Source organism: Microbacterium sp. zg-Y1090, from assembly GCF_030246945.1.
Taxonomy (GTDB): domain Bacteria; phylum Actinomycetota; class Actinomycetes; order Actinomycetales; family Microbacteriaceae; genus Microbacterium; species Microbacterium wangruii.
The window spans coordinates 1,641,870-1,655,196 of record NZ_CP126742.1; the positions used below are offsets into that span (position 1 = coordinate 1,641,870).

Sequence of the window (13,327 nt, forward strand, 5' to 3'; positions counted from 1 at the left end):
CATGAGCGTGACCCTCCGCCAGGCCTCCGGGCCCGCCCACACCCGCATCTACGCCTACGGCGCGGCCCGCGGCGAGATCGCGGTGCCCAACGACGACCTCATCGGCCCCATCGACTCGAGCGACGAGTGGATCCGCCAGCGGACCGGCATCGTCACCCGCACGCGCGCCGTGGCCGGGACGACCGCCGTCGACCTGGCTGCCGACGCCGCCGCCGAGGCCGTGGCGCGTTCCGGCGTCGACCCGGCTGCGATCGACGCCGTGATCGTGGCGACCGTCTCCAACCCGAAGCAGACCCCCTCGGTGTCGGCCATCGTCGCCGACCGCATCGGCGCCAACCCCGCCGCGGCATACGACGTCAACGCCGCCTGCGCCGGGTTCGCCTACGCCGTCGCGCAGGCCGACGCCCTCATCCGCGCGGGAGCCGCCCACTACGCCGTCGTCGTCGGCGCCGAGAAGCTCAGCGACATCGTCGACCCCACCGACCGCTCGATCTCGTTCCTGCTCGGCGACGGCGCGGGCGCCGTGGTCATCGGGCCGAGCGAGACCCCCGGCATCGGCCCCACCGTCTGGGGGTCCGACGGCTCCAAGGCCGATGCGGTCGGGATGAACCACACGCTCGTGGACTTCCGCGACGGCAAAGCGCCGTGGCCGACGCTCCGCCAGGAGGGGCCCACGGTGTTCCGCTGGGCCGTCTGGGAGATGGTGAAGGTGGCACGCCAGGCCCTGGAAGAGGCCGGCGTCACCGCTGACGATCTCGCCGCGTTCGTGCCGCACCAGGCGAACATGCGGATCATCGACGAGTTCGCCAAGCAGCTGAAGCTGCCGGAGTCGGTCGTGATCGGTCGCGACATCGAGACGACGGGCAACACCTCCGCGGCATCCATCCCCCTCGCCACCCACCGGCTGCTCGAGGAGCATCCCGAGCTGTCGGGCGGACTCGCGCTGCAGATCGGCTTCGGCGCCGGCCTGGTGTTCGGCGCGCAGGTGGTCGTGCTGCCCTGAGCGCGACGACCGCCACCCTAAACTGAACAGCGGCCCGCCGGGCCGCAGCACCTCGAAGAAACCCCCAGAACAGGAGCATCCCATGGCTTACACGAACGACGAGGTCCTTGCCGGACTTGCCGAACTGATCACCGACGAGACCGGCATCTCCGCCGACGAGGTCGCCATGGAGAAGTCGTTCACCGACGACCTCGACATCGACTCCATCTCGATGATGACGATCGTCGTCAACGCCGAGGAGAAGTTCGGCGTCACCATCCCAGACGAAGAGGTCAAGAACCTCAAGACCGTCGGCGACGCCGTCACCTACATCACGTCCAACCAGGCCTGAGTCGGCAACGGTGGGGGCTCGTCCCCCACCCCGCCGGCGTGGAGGAACCACCCGCATGAGCGCTCCCCGCATCGTCGTCACCGGAATCGGCGCCTCGTCGCCGATCGGCGGCACCGCGCCAGAAAGCTGGTCGGCCCTGCTGGCCGGCGCCTCCGGCGCGCGCACGCTCGAGTACGACTGGGTCGAGAAGTACCAGTTGCCGGTGACGTTCGCCGCGCAGGCCGCCGTGCGGCCCGACACCGTGCTCGCTCGTCCCGTCGCCAAGCGACTCGACCCGGCATCGCAGTTCGCCATGGTCGCGGCGATGGAGGCCTGGGCGGATGCCGGCGAGCCCGAGGTCGACCCCGAGCGCCTCGGCGTTGATTTCGCGACCGGCATCGGCGGGGTGTGGACGCTGCTCGACGCATGGGACACGCTGCGCGAGAAGGGGCCGCGTCGGGTCCTCCCGATGACCGTTCCCATGCTCATGCCCAACGCCGCGGCGGGCAACCTGTCCCTGCACTTCGGCGCCCGCGCCTACGCGCGCACCGTCGCCAGCGCCTGCGCCTCGAGCACCGAGTCGATCGTGAACGCCGTCGAGCACATCCGTGCCGGGTACGCCGATGTGGTGATCGCCGGCGGCACTGAGTCGGCGATCCACCCGATCACGATCGCGTCGTTCGCGTCGATGCAGGCGCTGTCGCGTCGCAACGACGACCCCGCGACGGCGTCGCGCCCGGCGAGCATCGACCGCGACGGCTTCGTCATGGGCGAGGGCGCGGGCGTGCTGATCCTCGAGACCGAGGAGCATGCCAAGGCGCGCGGCGCGAAGATCTACGCCGTCGTGGCCGGCGGCGGAGTGACGGCCGACTCGTACCACATCACCGCCAACGACCCGGAGGGCGTCGGCGCGGCGCGCGCCGTGACGATGGCACTCGCCCAGGCGGATGCTTCCCCCGATGAGGTCACGCACATCAACGCGCATGCCACCTCGACGCCGGTGGGCGACCCCAACGAGTACCAGGCGCTGCGAAAGGTGTTCGGCGACCGCGTGGGCGAGATCCCCGTCTCGGCCACCAAGGCGTCGACCGGCCACCTGCTGGGCGGCACCGGAGCCCTCGAGGCGATCTTCACGGTGCTCGCGCTGCGCGACCGCGTGGCACCGCCGACGATCAACCTCACCGAGCAGGACCCGGCCGTGCCGTTCCGGCTCTCCGGCCAGCCGACGCCCCTCGGCGACGGCGACCAGCTGGCGATCAGCAACTCGTTCGGCTTCGGCGGACACAACGCGGTCGCGGCGTTCCGTTCGGTCTGACCGCGCATCACATACGACGCCCCCGGATCCGCGACAGTGCGGCATCCGGGGGCGTCTTGTGTGTCAGGCGGTGCGGACGATGTCCCGCTCCCCGGGGAATCTCACCGAGATGCGGTACCGGCGCCTCGTACCGTCTGAGTTCGTCAGGCGGGCCGGTCAGCCCACCTTGTGCAGCCAGACGACGGGCGCGTCGTCGCTCGCATGCCGGAACGGCTCCAGCTCCTCATCCCACGCCGACCCGAGCGCCACCAGCAGCTCTCGCTGCAGTTCGACCGGATCGCCGCCGGCGACCTCCATCGCGTAGCGCACGCGGTCCTCGCCGATCACGATGTTGCCGGCGGTATCGGTCTGGGCGAAGTGGATGCCGAGGCCGGGCGTGTGCAACCACCGGCCGCCGTCGCTGCGGGGTGTGGGATCCTCGCTGACCTCGAACCGAAGATGCTCCCAGCCGCGGATCGCCGTCGCCAGCGCCGCTCCGGTGCCGGCGGGGGCTTCCCAGTAGAACTCGGCGCGGCGCGTGCCCGAGAGCACGGGCTGCTCCGCCCACTCGAAGCTCACGGCGCGGCCGAGAACCCGACCGACCGCCCACTCCAGGTGCGGGCACAACGCACGCGGCGCCGAGTGAACATAGATCACTCCGCGCGCTTGTGGTGTCGCCATGATCTCTCCTTCGTCAGGTACGTCTTCCCCTACGACCTGATGTGGAGCACGGCGGGCTATTCGCTTGTGTCGCCATTATCGCGGACGGGCGAGCGAAATCACAAGTGTGTAACTCCTGACCGCTTCGGCGCGCCGGCCGGCTCGATGTTCAGCGCTCCGGTGTGCAATGCCTGAGGGCACCGCAGGATTCTTGTAGGGCGGGTGGGACTTGAACCCACGATCGTCGGGTTATGAGCCCGCTGCCTTGACCAGCTTGGCCACCGCCCCTCGCCCAACGAGCATATCGGGCGCTCGGTCAGGCCCGCGGATCCTCGTCGGCGCCGCTGTCGGCATCCTTCGAGCTGCCGCGCAGGAACGGCAGCTCCTGGCTCTCGGAGATCACCTGGGGATGGTAGCGAGCCAGCGTCATGACACCCCAGATCGCGATGGCACCGGCCATGGCGAACATGACGAAGCCCCAGACCGGCACCGCGGCGCCTTCACCCAGCACCAGCAGGCCGATCAGCACGGCGACCATCGGGTCGACCACGGTGAGGCCGGCGATGACCAGGTCGGGCGGGCCCGACGAGTAGGCGGTCTGCACGAAGTAGGCGCCCAGAGCGGTGCCGGCGAGCAGGGCGGCGATGCACAGCACCGTGAGCCACTCGAAGTCGCCGGACTGGATGCGCTTGATGACGATCTTCGCGAGTGTCGCCACGAAGCCGTAGACGATGCCGGCGGCGAGGATGTAGAAGAGGGCCCGGATGCCGTGGCGGCGGCGCACCAGCAGCCACGACGCGACGAGCGCGGCCGCGACGACCGCGAGGATCACGAGCACGGTGATCAGCTGGCGGTTGGTCACGGTCTGCTCCACCGCGAACAGCGCCGCCACGATGACGAACCAGAAGATGCCGCCGACGCACGCGATGATCGCGAGCAGCGAGCGCCTCGTCGGTGCGTGACCGGTGTAGTGCGCGTTGAGCAGGGTCGTGATGACCAGCGCCACCGCGCCGAGGGGCTGCACGACGATGAGCGGGGCGAACGCGAGAGCGCCGAGCTGGCAGACGATCGCCAGCCCGAGCATCAGCGTGCCGACCACCCACGACGGCCTCGCGAGCAGCTGACGCAGCTGCCCGCCCGTCAGGCCCGTCGACCCGTCGGTGCCGCTCAGCCGCTCGACCTTCGCCACGCCGCGGTGCTGGTACTGGGCACCGAACGACATGAAGACCGCGCCGGCCAACGCCAGCGGGATTCCCAACAACAGACCCGGGTTCTGGAACGCGCCGACGAGCTGATCGCCGACGTCCCCGATACCCACCTCCCACATCACCCCTCGACGATAGCGCCATGGTCGGCTCGGTAGGCTCAAGGCGTGGCTGTTCTACCGATTCGCATCATGGGCGATCCCGTCCTGCACTCCCCCGCCTCTCCCGTCGAGGAGATCACCGATGACGTCCGGCGCCTCGTCGCCGACATGTTCGAGACGATGGATGCCGCGCCCGGCGTCGGACTCGCCGCCCCACAGGTCGGCGTGGCGCTGCGCATCTACACCTACAACTACGAGGACGACGAGGGCCGCCCCTGGCGCGGCGTCATCATCAACCCTGAGCTCTGGATGCGCCCCCTCGAGCCCGGCTCCCCCGACCCGGACGCCGAGTCGGAAGGGTGTCTGTCCGTCCCCGGCGAGCGGTTCCCGCTCCGTCGCTCCGATGAGGTGCTCGTCACCGGAACCGATCTCGAGGGTGAGCCTGTGCGCATCCAGGTGGACGGCTGGCGCGCCCGGATCATGCAGCACGAGTTCGACCACCTCGACGGCATCCTCTATGTCGACCGCCTCGACGACGGCGACTGGAAGACCGTGCAGAAGATCGCCCGCAAGCGCGGGTGGGGTCGCCCCGGCGTCAGCTGGATGCCGGGCGTCGACAACCTCGACGCCTGACCCCTACCCTTCCGGACGGCGCGGAGCTATCGTTACTCGATAGATTTCCATCGTTACGCGGAGGTGGATCATGGGTGCGTTCGTGATCGGAGCACTTCGAGTGGTGCTGATGCTCGCGCTTGCCGGATCGCTGTTCGTGCAGGTCGTCATGGTGCCGCTGCTCTGGCGCGATCTCGCCGGGGCGCCCGAGGCCGCGCGGATCGCGGCGGTGGTGATCGTCGTGCTCGGCATCGCGACGCTGCAGATCTGCGCCGTGTGCATCTGGCGGCTGCTGACGATGGTGCGGCGGGGGTCGGTGTTCTCCCGGCGCGCCTTCCGCTACGTCGACGCCATGATCGTGGCCATTCTCGTGGGCGCGCTCCTGATCTTCTCCCTCGCGGTGCTGCTGGCACCGGGAAGCGTGGCGCCCGGCGTCGTCGGTCTCATCTGCGGAGCCGCCCTGGTGGCGGCGGGTATGGCCCTGGTGGTCTTCGTGCTGCGGATGCTGCTGATCCAGGCCGTGGAGCGTGAGACCGAGGCGCGTCGGCTGCGCTCCGAGCTCAGCGAGGTGATCTGATGCCCATCGTGGTGGACATCGACGTCATGCTCGCGCGGCGCAAGATGCCGGTGGCGGTGCTCGCAGAGCGGGTCGGCATCACTCCGGCGAACCTCGCCGTTCTGAAGAACGGGCGCGCTAAGGCCGTGCGCTTCACGACGCTCGAGGCACTGTGCGAGGTGCTCGACTGCCAGCCGGGTGACCTGCTGCGATGGGAGCCCGATACACCGCCCCTGACCTCCCGTCCGGAGCAGCCCGCGCGAGCCGCCGCCGAGCAGCGCTGACTGCACCATCAGACGTCGCGTCGCAACCCCCGTTCGTCGGGCGGCGTCGCTCGGTAGCGTGCTGGCACACCTACGCGAGGAGGGCGCCATGACGCGCTTCGGATACACCCTGATGACGGAGCAGAGCGGGCCGCGGCAGCTGGTCGACTACGCGGTCAAGGCCGAGGCGGCCGGCTTCGACTTCGTCGTGTCCAGCGACCACTACTCGCCGTGGCTGACGGAGCAGGGGCACTCCCCCTACGCCTGGAGCGTGCTCGGGGCCGTCGCCTACGCCACGCATGACGTGGAGCTGATGACATACGTCACGTGCCCGACCATGCGGTACCACCCCGCCGTCGTGGCGCAGAAGGCGGCAACCCTTCAGCTGCTGTCCGAGGGGCGGTTCACGCTGGGGCTCGGGTCGGGCGAGAACCTCAACGAGCACGTCGTCGGCGAAGGCTGGCCGGCGGTGCAGATGCGCCAGGACATGCTCGTCGAGGCCATCGAGATCATCCGGGCGCTGCACACCGGGGATCTGGTCACCTACGACGGGCAGTACTTCCGCGTCGACTCGGCGCGCATCTGGGACTGCCCGGATGGCGGGGTGCCGATCGGCGTCGCGGTGTCGGGCGAGTCCTCGATCGAGCGGTTCGCCGGACTGGCCGACCATCTCATCGCGGTGGACCCGGAGCCGGAGCTGATCGAAGGGTGGGATGCCGCGCATCCGGCGTCGTCGCGCAAGATCGGTCAGATTCCGATCAGCTGGGATCCTGACCGCGACGCGGCCGTCGCGCGGGCGCATGAGCAGTTCCGCTGGTTCGCCGGCGGCTGGGCGGTGAACGCGGATCTGCCGACGCCGGCCGGGTTCGCCGCGGCATCCCAGTTCGTTCGTCCCGAGGACGTGGCGGAGTCCATCGCTGCCGGCCCCGACCTGGACGAGCTCGCCGAGAGCGTGCGCCCGTATCTCGACGCCGGGTTCACCGACGTAGCGATCGTGCAGGTGGGCGATGAGCAGCAGGACCGCTTCGTCACCGAGGTCGCCCAGCCGCTGCTGGAGAAGCTCCGCACCCTCTGACGCGGCTCCGTCGCGCCGAGCCCGTGAAACAGCATCTGGGCGCTGAGACGGTGGTCGTTTACCGCTGTCTCGGCCGTCAGATGCCGTCTCATCGGCAGAGCGGTGGTCGAACCCGCGCGACCGGTGGCCTAAGCTAGGAGGTGAGGATCCCGCGTCATCTGCGCGGCCCTCAACCGAAGGCCAGGGCTTCCACCCCTGGCCTTCACCTTTTGCGGCACCGGTCGCGCAGCAGGCTAGGCGTGCTCGTCCTCGGCACTCGACGGGGGCTGCACCGTCCACGACGGCGGCTCGTCGGTCCCCGCCGCCTCGTCGCGCTCGGCATCCGCGTGGGTCGCCTGCACGATGCCGGCCGCGTGGTGCGACGGCGCGTACACCGTGTAGAGGCGCAACGGCTCATCGCCGGTGTTGATCACGTCGTGCCACGTTCCGGCAGGCACCTGGATGGACCACCCGTCCGCCACGTCGTGCTCGAAATCGAGCTGGTCCTTCGCGGGCCCCATCACGACTCTGCCACTGCCGGCATCGAGACGGAGGAACTGATCGGTGTCAGGGTGGGCCTCGAGCCCGATCGACTCACCGACGGGGATGGACATCAGGGTCACCTGCAGGTGCTTCCCGGTCCACGCCACCGTGCGGTAGTTCTCGTTCTGTCGGGTCGCCGATTCGATGTCGAAGGCGTTCGGCTTCGGGCCGTTGTCGCTGACAGACATTGTCGTGTCTCCTGCTCTCCGCATGCACCGCGCCGAATGGCGCGGGAGTGCCGATCATCGCAGGACACGCCGTCCACCGGAAGGGAGCGCGCGCGTCACCGAGCGGCACGACAGCGTGGCCGGGTGGATGTTCGCCACGTCACGCCCGTCGCAAGAAGAAACTCCCTTGATGAATCAAGGGAGTTTCGGAGCCTGATGGCTCCCCGGCTTGGACTCGAACCAAGAACCTATCGGTTAACAGCCGATTGCTCTGCCAATTGAGCTACCGAGGATCATGTCCGCCTTGCGGCGGGCAACTCGTCAATCCTAGCAAACCCGAAAGGGTGCTCGTGACCTCACGACGCGACGAGATTGCGCGTGTCGTCGTCGCCCGGCGTCCACAGCAGACCCCGGGTGCCGTGGCCGGATGCCACCGTGTGACCGCCGCGCAGAACGAGCACATCCGCGTCGAGTTCATCGGCGGCTGCGGCCTCGTTGGTCACGATCACCGTTGCCATGCCGTACTCGTGCCGGCGGCGCAGCACCGCGTCGCGCGCCGCGACCCGCACCTCGACGTCCAGGTTCGCGTACGGCTCGTCGGCCACGAGCAGACGCGGGCGCAGCATGAGGGCGCGGGCCAGCGCCACACGCTGACGCATGCCGGCACTCAGCTCGTACGGGTACTTGTCGGCAGCACCGAGGGGCAGGTGCAGCTCGTCCAGGAGCGCCGCGACGCGCACCGCGAGGGCGCGGGCGTTCACCCGCCGGTCACGGCTGATCACCGGCTCCCCCACGACGTCGGCGACGGTCAGTCGGGCGGGGAGATCGGCGCCTGCGCGCTGCGGAAGATAGCCGGTGACGTAGGTGTGCACGCGGCGGCTGCGCCCCCGCTTCCCCGCCCGCACCCCCTCGACGACGGCACTGCCGCCGACGATCGTCAGCGTGCTGTCGCCGCGGCCGGCGAGCACCGCGGCGAGACTCGACTTGCCGGCTCCCGTGGGACCCATGACCGCGAGGGTGCCCGCCCGCGGCAGCGTGAAGGTGACGCCGTCGACCACGCGCTGCCCGGAGCCGCCATGGGCGATCGACAGGTCGTCGCACCGGATGGAGATGTCGTCGTCGGCGGCCGATGTCATGTGTTCATCCTGCCCTGTTCCGCGACGGCGGGGCTACTCGGCGACGAGGCGCGCACGCTCGGCATCGAGCTCCCGCAACCGCAGTCGCACCGCCCGGCCGCCGTCGGAGTCGGGAGCCACCCGCTGGATGTGCCCCAGCAGCTGGGTCTTCTCCCGCTCCACCGCGCGCAGTCGCAGTCTGCGGGCGAGGTCGGCGGTGGACGCCAGCGCGTCCGCCTCCGTGCGCGCGGGGAAATCCGCTGTGAGCAGCTCGGCCGCGAGAGTGCGGTACGGCTCCCGCACCGACTCCACCGCGGCAGCCGCCCACCCGATACGGGTGCGGTCCGGATGCTCGGCAACGGCGCGGCGCACGGCCTCCAGCGCGGGATGGTGGAACGGCAGCGCCAACGCGGGGTCGAGCACCGCGGCATCCACCGCATGCCCGTACTGCAACACCCCCATGATCGCGTCGCGCTCGAGGGCGACGTCGGCGGTGCGAGGAAGCCCGGCGAGGGTCACGCGCGGCATCGGCGCCTCGCCGTCGGCGGACGGAGCGGCAACAGGTGCCGCCGGCGTCTCCGGATGCCGCTGCGCGCCGCTGCGCGCAGCACGCTCCACCGCGGGGGCCACCTCGGAGAGGTCCAGGCCCAGCTTGCGCGCCAGCACGCGTGTGTAGCCCGGGCGCAGGGCGGGGTCGCGGATGTCGGCGACGATCGGCGCGGCCGCGCGCAGCGCGCCGACACGTCCTTCGACGGTGGCCAGGTCGTAACCCGCCAGACGCTGCTCGATGACGAACTCGAACATCGGCGCCTTGGCCTCGAGCAGCGCACGCACCGCCCCGTCGCCGCGTTGCACCCGCAGGTCGCACGGGTCCAGACCGCCGGGGGCGACCGCGACGTAGGTCTGGGCGGAGAAGCGCTTCTCCTCCGAGAAGGCGCGCAGCGCCGCCTTCTGCCCGGCGGCATCCGGGTCGAACGTGAACACGACCTCGCCCGACACGTCGCTGTCGCCCATCACCCGGCGCAGCACCGTGATGTGGTCGGAGCCGAACGCGGTGCCGCAGGTCGCGATCGCGGTGGTCACCCCGGCGAGATGGCACGCCATGACGTCGGTGTAGCCCTCGACCACGACCACGCGGTGCTGGCGTGAGATGTCGCGCTTGGCGAGGTCGAGGCCGTAGAGCACCTGCGACTTCTTGTAGATGACCGTCTCGGGGGTGTTGAGGTATTTCGGCCCTTGATCGTCGTCGTAGAGCTTGCGGGCGCCGAACCCGATCACCTGCCCGGTGACGTCGCGGATGGGCCACACCAGTCGACCGCGGAACCGGTCGTAGACGCCGCGCTGCCCCTGCGACAGCAGTCCCGCCGCGACCTGCTCCTCGTCGCTGAACCCCTTCGCCTTGAGAGCGTCACGCAGGTGCGACCACCCCTTGGGCGCGTAGCCGACACCGAAATGGGCTGCCGCGGCCGCGTCGAAGCCGCGGCCGCCCAGAAAGCTGCGGGCGGCCTCGGCCTCGGGGATGGACAGCTGCGAGCGGAACCACTCGGCCGCGGCGCTGTTGGCGGCGTAGAGGCGCGACCGGCCCGAGGTCTCGGGCGCTGCCGCGCCGTCTTCGTAGTGCAGCGGGTAGCCGAGCCGGCCGGCGAGGCGCTCGACCGCTTCGCTGAACGAGACGTGGTCCATTTGGCGCAGGAACGTATAGACGTCGCCCGACTCGCCGCAGCCGAAGCAGTGGTAGAAGCCGGCCTGCGCGCGCACGTTGAAGCTGGGGCTGCGCTCGTCGTGGAAGGGGCACAGGCCCTTGAGTGATCCGACGCCGGCAGGCTTGAGGGCGACCCGCTCGCCGATCACGTCGGCGATGTTGGTACGGGCCTTCACCTCATCGACGTCGGCCTGGCGGATCCGTGCCATCAGAGCCCCTCGAGCGGCTCGGGCAGTGCATACGCGTCGGAGGCGACCACGCGGCTCCCCGGCGCCCACACTCCGAGGCTCGCCAGGTCGACCGGCTCCACCAGCCGCGAGTACCAGGCGATCGCGAAGCGGTCGGTGAGGGTGGCGACCTGGTCGACGACCACGCGGCGGCGCGCGGCATCGGTGTCTGCCCGCTCGAAGTCCCCCGCGTGCAGCAGGTCGAGGTGGTCCGGACGCTCCCACAGCGCGGTCGCGAGGCGCTTGAGCAGGCGGCGCTGCTCCTTGTAGAGCCCCTTGCGTCCCTCGATGGAGACGACGAAGGCGCCGATGATCCCCTTGAGCACCGCCATCTCGGCCTCGATCACCCGCGGCACAATGACACGGCCGCGGTAGCGGGTGAGCACCGGCGTGTCGAAATGCTCGCGGGTCGCGGAGGTGGCGGCGCGGGCGAACCGTCCGATGAGGTCGGACGTGAGGTTCTTCAGCCGAGCCAGCGCGGCGCGCGAGCCGTCGAAGGTCGTGATCCACTCCGGCATCCTCATCAGCCGGAACAGGGCGTCGTCGAGCTCGTCGCGTGCGAAGTCATAGCCCACCCAGGTCTGGATGGCGCTGAGGATCGCCTCGTGCTCGCGGGGATCCGACAGCCGACGGGGGTCGAGGTAGCCGTTGACGATCGCGTCCTCGAAGTCGTGCACCGAGTAGGCGATGTCGTCGGAGAGGTCCATGACCTCCGCCTCGATGCACCGCACGCGGCCGGGCGCGTCCTGGCGCATCCAGCGGAAGACCGCCTCGTCCTCGGGATAGACGCCGAACTTCAACCGTCCGCCGGGATCGGGCACGGGGTGCTCCGCAGTCCACGGGTACTTGCACGTGGCGTCGAGGCTCGCCCGGGTGAGGTTCAGCCCGAAGCTCGTCCCGTCGTCGTCGACCACCTTCGGCTCGAGTCGGGACAGGATGCGCAGCGTCTGCGCGTTGCCCTCGAACCCGCCGATGTCGGCCGCCCAGTCGTTGAGCGCCCGCTCGCCGTTGTGCCCGAACGGCGGGTGACCGATGTCGTGGCTGAGGCACGCGGTGTCGACGACGTCCGGAGAGAGCTGCAGCGCGATCGCCAGCTCCCGGCCGACCTGCGCGACCTCGAGCGAGTGCGTGAGGCGGTTGCGGGCGAAGTCGTAGGGGCTGGCCGGGCTCAGCACCTGCGTCTTGGATGCCAGACGTCGCAGCGCCGCCGAGTGCAGCACGCGAGCACGGTCGCGCGCGAAGCTGTCACGCTGCGAACGATGGCGCTCAGGGTGGAACCGCGCCGCGTCGTCGTCGTCGTATCCGTCGGGGCGCCCGGTCGAGACGCCGACGCCGCTGGCCAGTTCACCCGCCACTGTTGTCGATCTCCGCTTCTGCCAGCATCGCGCCGGCCTCCGCCGCGAGGTCACGCGACGCCAGCCAGCCGTCGGGAAGGGCCGGTCGCTTGGGGGTGCCGGCGCGGCCGCGCTGGCCCTCCGCAGCGGAACCGGGATAGGCCGCGGTGCGGTCGAGCGTGGCGAGGACCTCGTCGATCTCCGCCAGGCTCCCCACCGTCGCCAGTCGCGCGCGCGTGTCGCCGCCGACCGGGTAGCCCTTGAAGTACCACGCGGCGTGCTTGCGGATGTCGCGGCAGCCGCGGTCTTCACTTTCGTAGAACTCCACGAGAAGCTGCGCGTGCCGCCGGAACGCGTCGGCCACGAAGCCGAGCGTCGCGTCGACCGCCGGCGCCGGGGCGGCGTGCGGGGCGAAGGCACGGGCGAGGTCACCGAACAGCCACGGACGCCCGAGGCAGCCGCGGCCGACCACGACGCCGTCGCAGCCGGTCTCGGCCATCATGCGCACGGCATCGTCGGCAGACCAGATGTCTCCGTTGCCGAGCACCGGCACACTCGTGACGGCCTGCTTGAGCTGCGCGATCGCGTCCCAATCGGCGTGGCCGGAGTAGAACTCCGCGGCCGTGCGCGCGTGCAGGGCGACCGCGGCCACCCCGGCATCCTCGGCGATGCGGCCCGCATCGAGGAACGTCAGGTGATCGCGATCGATGCCCTTGCGCATCTTCACGGTCAGCGGGATGTCGCCGGCGGCGCGTGCCGCACGCGTGACGATGTCGCGGAACAGCCCGAGCTTCCAGGGCAGCGCCGCTCCGCCGCCCTTGCGGGTGACCTTGGGCACAGGGCAGCCGAAGTTGAGGTCGATGTGGTCGGCGCGGTCCTCCTCGACCAGCATCCGCACGGCAGCCTCGGTGGTCGCGGGGTCCACGCCGTACAGCTGGATGGAGCGCGGCGTCTCGGACTCGTGGTGCTGGATGAGGCGCATGGTCACCGGGTTGCGCTCGACGAGGGCCCGCGTGGTGATCATCTCGCTGACGTAGAGCCCGGCGCCGTATTCACGGCACAGCCGACGGAACGCGGTGTTGGTGATTCCTGCCATCGGGGCGAGCACGACCGGCGCGTCGAGCTCGATGGGCCCGATGCGCAGCGCGGGGGCGGAGGCGACGGTGGAGGACATCCTGTCC

The 13,327-nt window shown here is 70.4% G+C and carries 14 protein-coding genes and 2 tRNA genes; 7 read left to right on the plus strand and 9 right to left on the minus strand.

Annotated elements, in window-relative coordinates; all coding sequences use genetic code 11:
• Position 1 precedes the first annotated feature (1 nt).
• The 3 genes from QNO26_RS07730 (at position 2) to QNO26_RS07740 (ending at position 2,628) form a co-directional block, all read left to right on the plus strand.
• Positions 2–1,003: a beta-ketoacyl-ACP synthase III gene (locus QNO26_RS07730; RefSeq protein WP_257530814.1), complete on the plus strand. Its 1,002-nt coding sequence runs from the start codon at positions 2–4 to the stop codon at positions 1,001–1,003.
• An 82-nt stretch (positions 1,004–1,085) separates the two neighbouring features.
• Positions 1,086–1,334, plus strand: a complete 249-nt coding sequence (locus QNO26_RS07735) for an acyl carrier protein (protein WP_257530812.1) — start codon at positions 1,086–1,088, stop codon at positions 1,332–1,334.
• A 55-nt stretch (positions 1,335–1,389) separates the two neighbouring features.
• Positions 1,390–2,628 (plus strand): beta-ketoacyl-[acyl-carrier-protein] synthase family protein, encoded by a 1,239-nt coding sequence (locus QNO26_RS07740; RefSeq protein ID WP_257638389.1) that lies wholly within the window; start codon positions 1,390–1,392, stop codon positions 2,626–2,628.
• A 156-nt stretch (positions 2,629–2,784) separates the two neighbouring features.
• Here the strand turns inward: QNO26_RS07740 and QNO26_RS07745 are convergent, their stop codons facing one another.
• From QNO26_RS07745 to QNO26_RS07755, 3 genes are all read right to left on the minus strand, one after another.
• Entirely contained in the window at positions 2,785–3,288 is a 504-nt protein-coding gene (locus tag QNO26_RS07745; protein WP_257530808.1) for a DUF3145 domain-containing protein, read from the minus strand.
• 193 nt (positions 3,289–3,481) lie between these two features.
• A tRNA-Ile gene (locus QNO26_RS07750) sits at positions 3,482–3,555 on the minus strand.
• A gap of 28 nt (positions 3,556–3,583) precedes the next feature.
• Complete coding sequence (locus tag QNO26_RS07755; RefSeq protein WP_257531718.1) at positions 3,584–4,594, minus strand: DMT family transporter; 1,011 nt, start codon at positions 4,592–4,594, stop codon at positions 3,584–3,586.
• 45 nt (positions 4,595–4,639) lie between these two features.
• Between QNO26_RS07755 and def the strand changes: the two genes are divergently transcribed.
• The 4 genes from def (at position 4,640) to QNO26_RS07775 (ending at position 7,079) form a co-directional block, all read left to right on the plus strand.
• The gene (def, locus tag QNO26_RS07760) at positions 4,640–5,206 is read left to right on the plus strand and encodes a peptide deformylase (protein ID WP_257530806.1); all 567 of its coding nucleotides are present in this window, start codon (positions 4,640–4,642) and stop codon (positions 5,204–5,206) included.
• Positions 5,207–5,276: 70 nt separating this feature from the next.
• Complete coding sequence (locus QNO26_RS07765; protein ID WP_257530804.1) at positions 5,277–5,762, plus strand: DUF2975 domain-containing protein; 486 nt, start codon at positions 5,277–5,279, stop codon at positions 5,760–5,762.
• Positions 5,762–6,025, plus strand: a complete 264-nt coding sequence (locus QNO26_RS07770) for a helix-turn-helix domain-containing protein (RefSeq protein ID WP_257530802.1) — start codon at positions 5,762–5,764, stop codon at positions 6,023–6,025. Before QNO26_RS07765 ends, QNO26_RS07770 begins: the two co-directional genes overlap by 1 nt.
• 88 nt (positions 6,026–6,113) lie before the next feature.
• On the plus strand, positions 6,114–7,079 hold the full coding sequence (locus QNO26_RS07775; protein ID WP_257530800.1) for an LLM class F420-dependent oxidoreductase: 966 nt from the start codon (positions 6,114–6,116) through the stop codon (positions 7,077–7,079).
• A gap of 233 nt (positions 7,080–7,312) precedes the next feature.
• Here the strand turns inward: QNO26_RS07775 and QNO26_RS07780 are convergent, their stop codons facing one another.
• The 6 genes from QNO26_RS07780 to dusB all read right to left on the minus strand — a co-directional run bounded on the left by QNO26_RS07780 (position 7,313) and on the right by dusB (position 13,320).
• Positions 7,313–7,789 (minus strand): cupin domain-containing protein, encoded by a 477-nt coding sequence (locus tag QNO26_RS07780; RefSeq protein WP_257530798.1) that lies wholly within the window; start codon positions 7,787–7,789, stop codon positions 7,313–7,315.
• Between the two features lie 196 nt (positions 7,790–7,985).
• A tRNA-Asn gene (locus QNO26_RS07785) sits at positions 7,986–8,061 on the minus strand.
• Between the two features lie 63 nt (positions 8,062–8,124).
• On the minus strand, positions 8,125–8,904 hold the full coding sequence (locus QNO26_RS07790) for an ATP-binding cassette domain-containing protein (RefSeq protein ID WP_257530796.1): 780 nt from the start codon (positions 8,902–8,904) through the stop codon (positions 8,125–8,127).
• A 33-nt stretch (positions 8,905–8,937) separates the two neighbouring features.
• Complete coding sequence (gene dnaG, locus QNO26_RS07795; RefSeq protein WP_257530794.1) at positions 8,938–10,794, minus strand: DNA primase; 1,857 nt, start codon at positions 10,792–10,794, stop codon at positions 8,938–8,940.
• On the minus strand, positions 10,794–12,167 hold the full coding sequence (locus QNO26_RS07800) for a deoxyguanosinetriphosphate triphosphohydrolase (protein ID WP_257530792.1): 1,374 nt from the start codon (positions 12,165–12,167) through the stop codon (positions 10,794–10,796). Before QNO26_RS07800 ends, dnaG begins: the two co-directional genes overlap by 1 nt.
• Positions 12,157–13,320 (minus strand): tRNA dihydrouridine synthase DusB, encoded by a 1,164-nt coding sequence (dusB, locus tag QNO26_RS07805; RefSeq protein WP_257530790.1) that lies wholly within the window; start codon positions 13,318–13,320, stop codon positions 12,157–12,159. The genes QNO26_RS07800 and dusB overlap by 11 nt, the downstream gene beginning before the upstream one ends.
• Positions 13,321–13,327: the final 7 nt, after the last annotated feature.

Excerpts from the sequence above, each read along its gene's own strand:
- QNO26_RS07730 (WP_257530814.1), top strand. The coding sequence starts at position 2 with ATGAGCGTGACCCTCCGCCAGGCCTCCGGGCCCGCCCACACCCGCATC.
- QNO26_RS07735 (WP_257530812.1), top strand. The coding sequence starts at position 1,086 with ATGGCTTACACGAACGACGAGGTCCTTGCCGGACTTGCCGAACTGATC.
- QNO26_RS07740 (WP_257638389.1), top strand. The coding sequence starts at position 1,390 with ATGAGCGCTCCCCGCATCGTCGTCACCGGAATCGGCGCCTCGTCGCCG.
- QNO26_RS07745 (WP_257530808.1), bottom strand. The coding sequence starts at position 3,288 with ATGGCGACACCACAAGCGCGCGGAGTGATCTATGTTCACTCGGCGCCG.
- QNO26_RS07755 (WP_257531718.1), bottom strand. The coding sequence starts at position 4,594 with ATGTGGGAGGTGGGTATCGGGGACGTCGGCGATCAGCTCGTCGGCGCG.
- QNO26_RS07765 (WP_257530804.1), top strand. The coding sequence starts at position 5,277 with ATGGGTGCGTTCGTGATCGGAGCACTTCGAGTGGTGCTGATGCTCGCG.
- QNO26_RS07770 (WP_257530802.1), top strand. The coding sequence starts at position 5,762 with ATGCCCATCGTGGTGGACATCGACGTCATGCTCGCGCGGCGCAAGATG.
- QNO26_RS07775 (WP_257530800.1), top strand. The coding sequence starts at position 6,114 with ATGACGCGCTTCGGATACACCCTGATGACGGAGCAGAGCGGGCCGCGG.
- QNO26_RS07780 (WP_257530798.1), bottom strand. The coding sequence starts at position 7,789 with ATGTCTGTCAGCGACAACGGCCCGAAGCCGAACGCCTTCGACATCGAA.
- QNO26_RS07790 (WP_257530796.1), bottom strand. The coding sequence starts at position 8,904 with ATGACATCGGCCGCCGACGACGACATCTCCATCCGGTGCGACGACCTG.
- dnaG (WP_257530794.1), bottom strand. The coding sequence starts at position 10,794 with ATGGCACGGATCCGCCAGGCCGACGTCGATGAGGTGAAGGCCCGTACC.
- dusB (WP_257530790.1), bottom strand. The coding sequence starts at position 13,320 with ATGTCCTCCACCGTCGCCTCCGCCCCCGCGCTGCGCATCGGGCCCATC.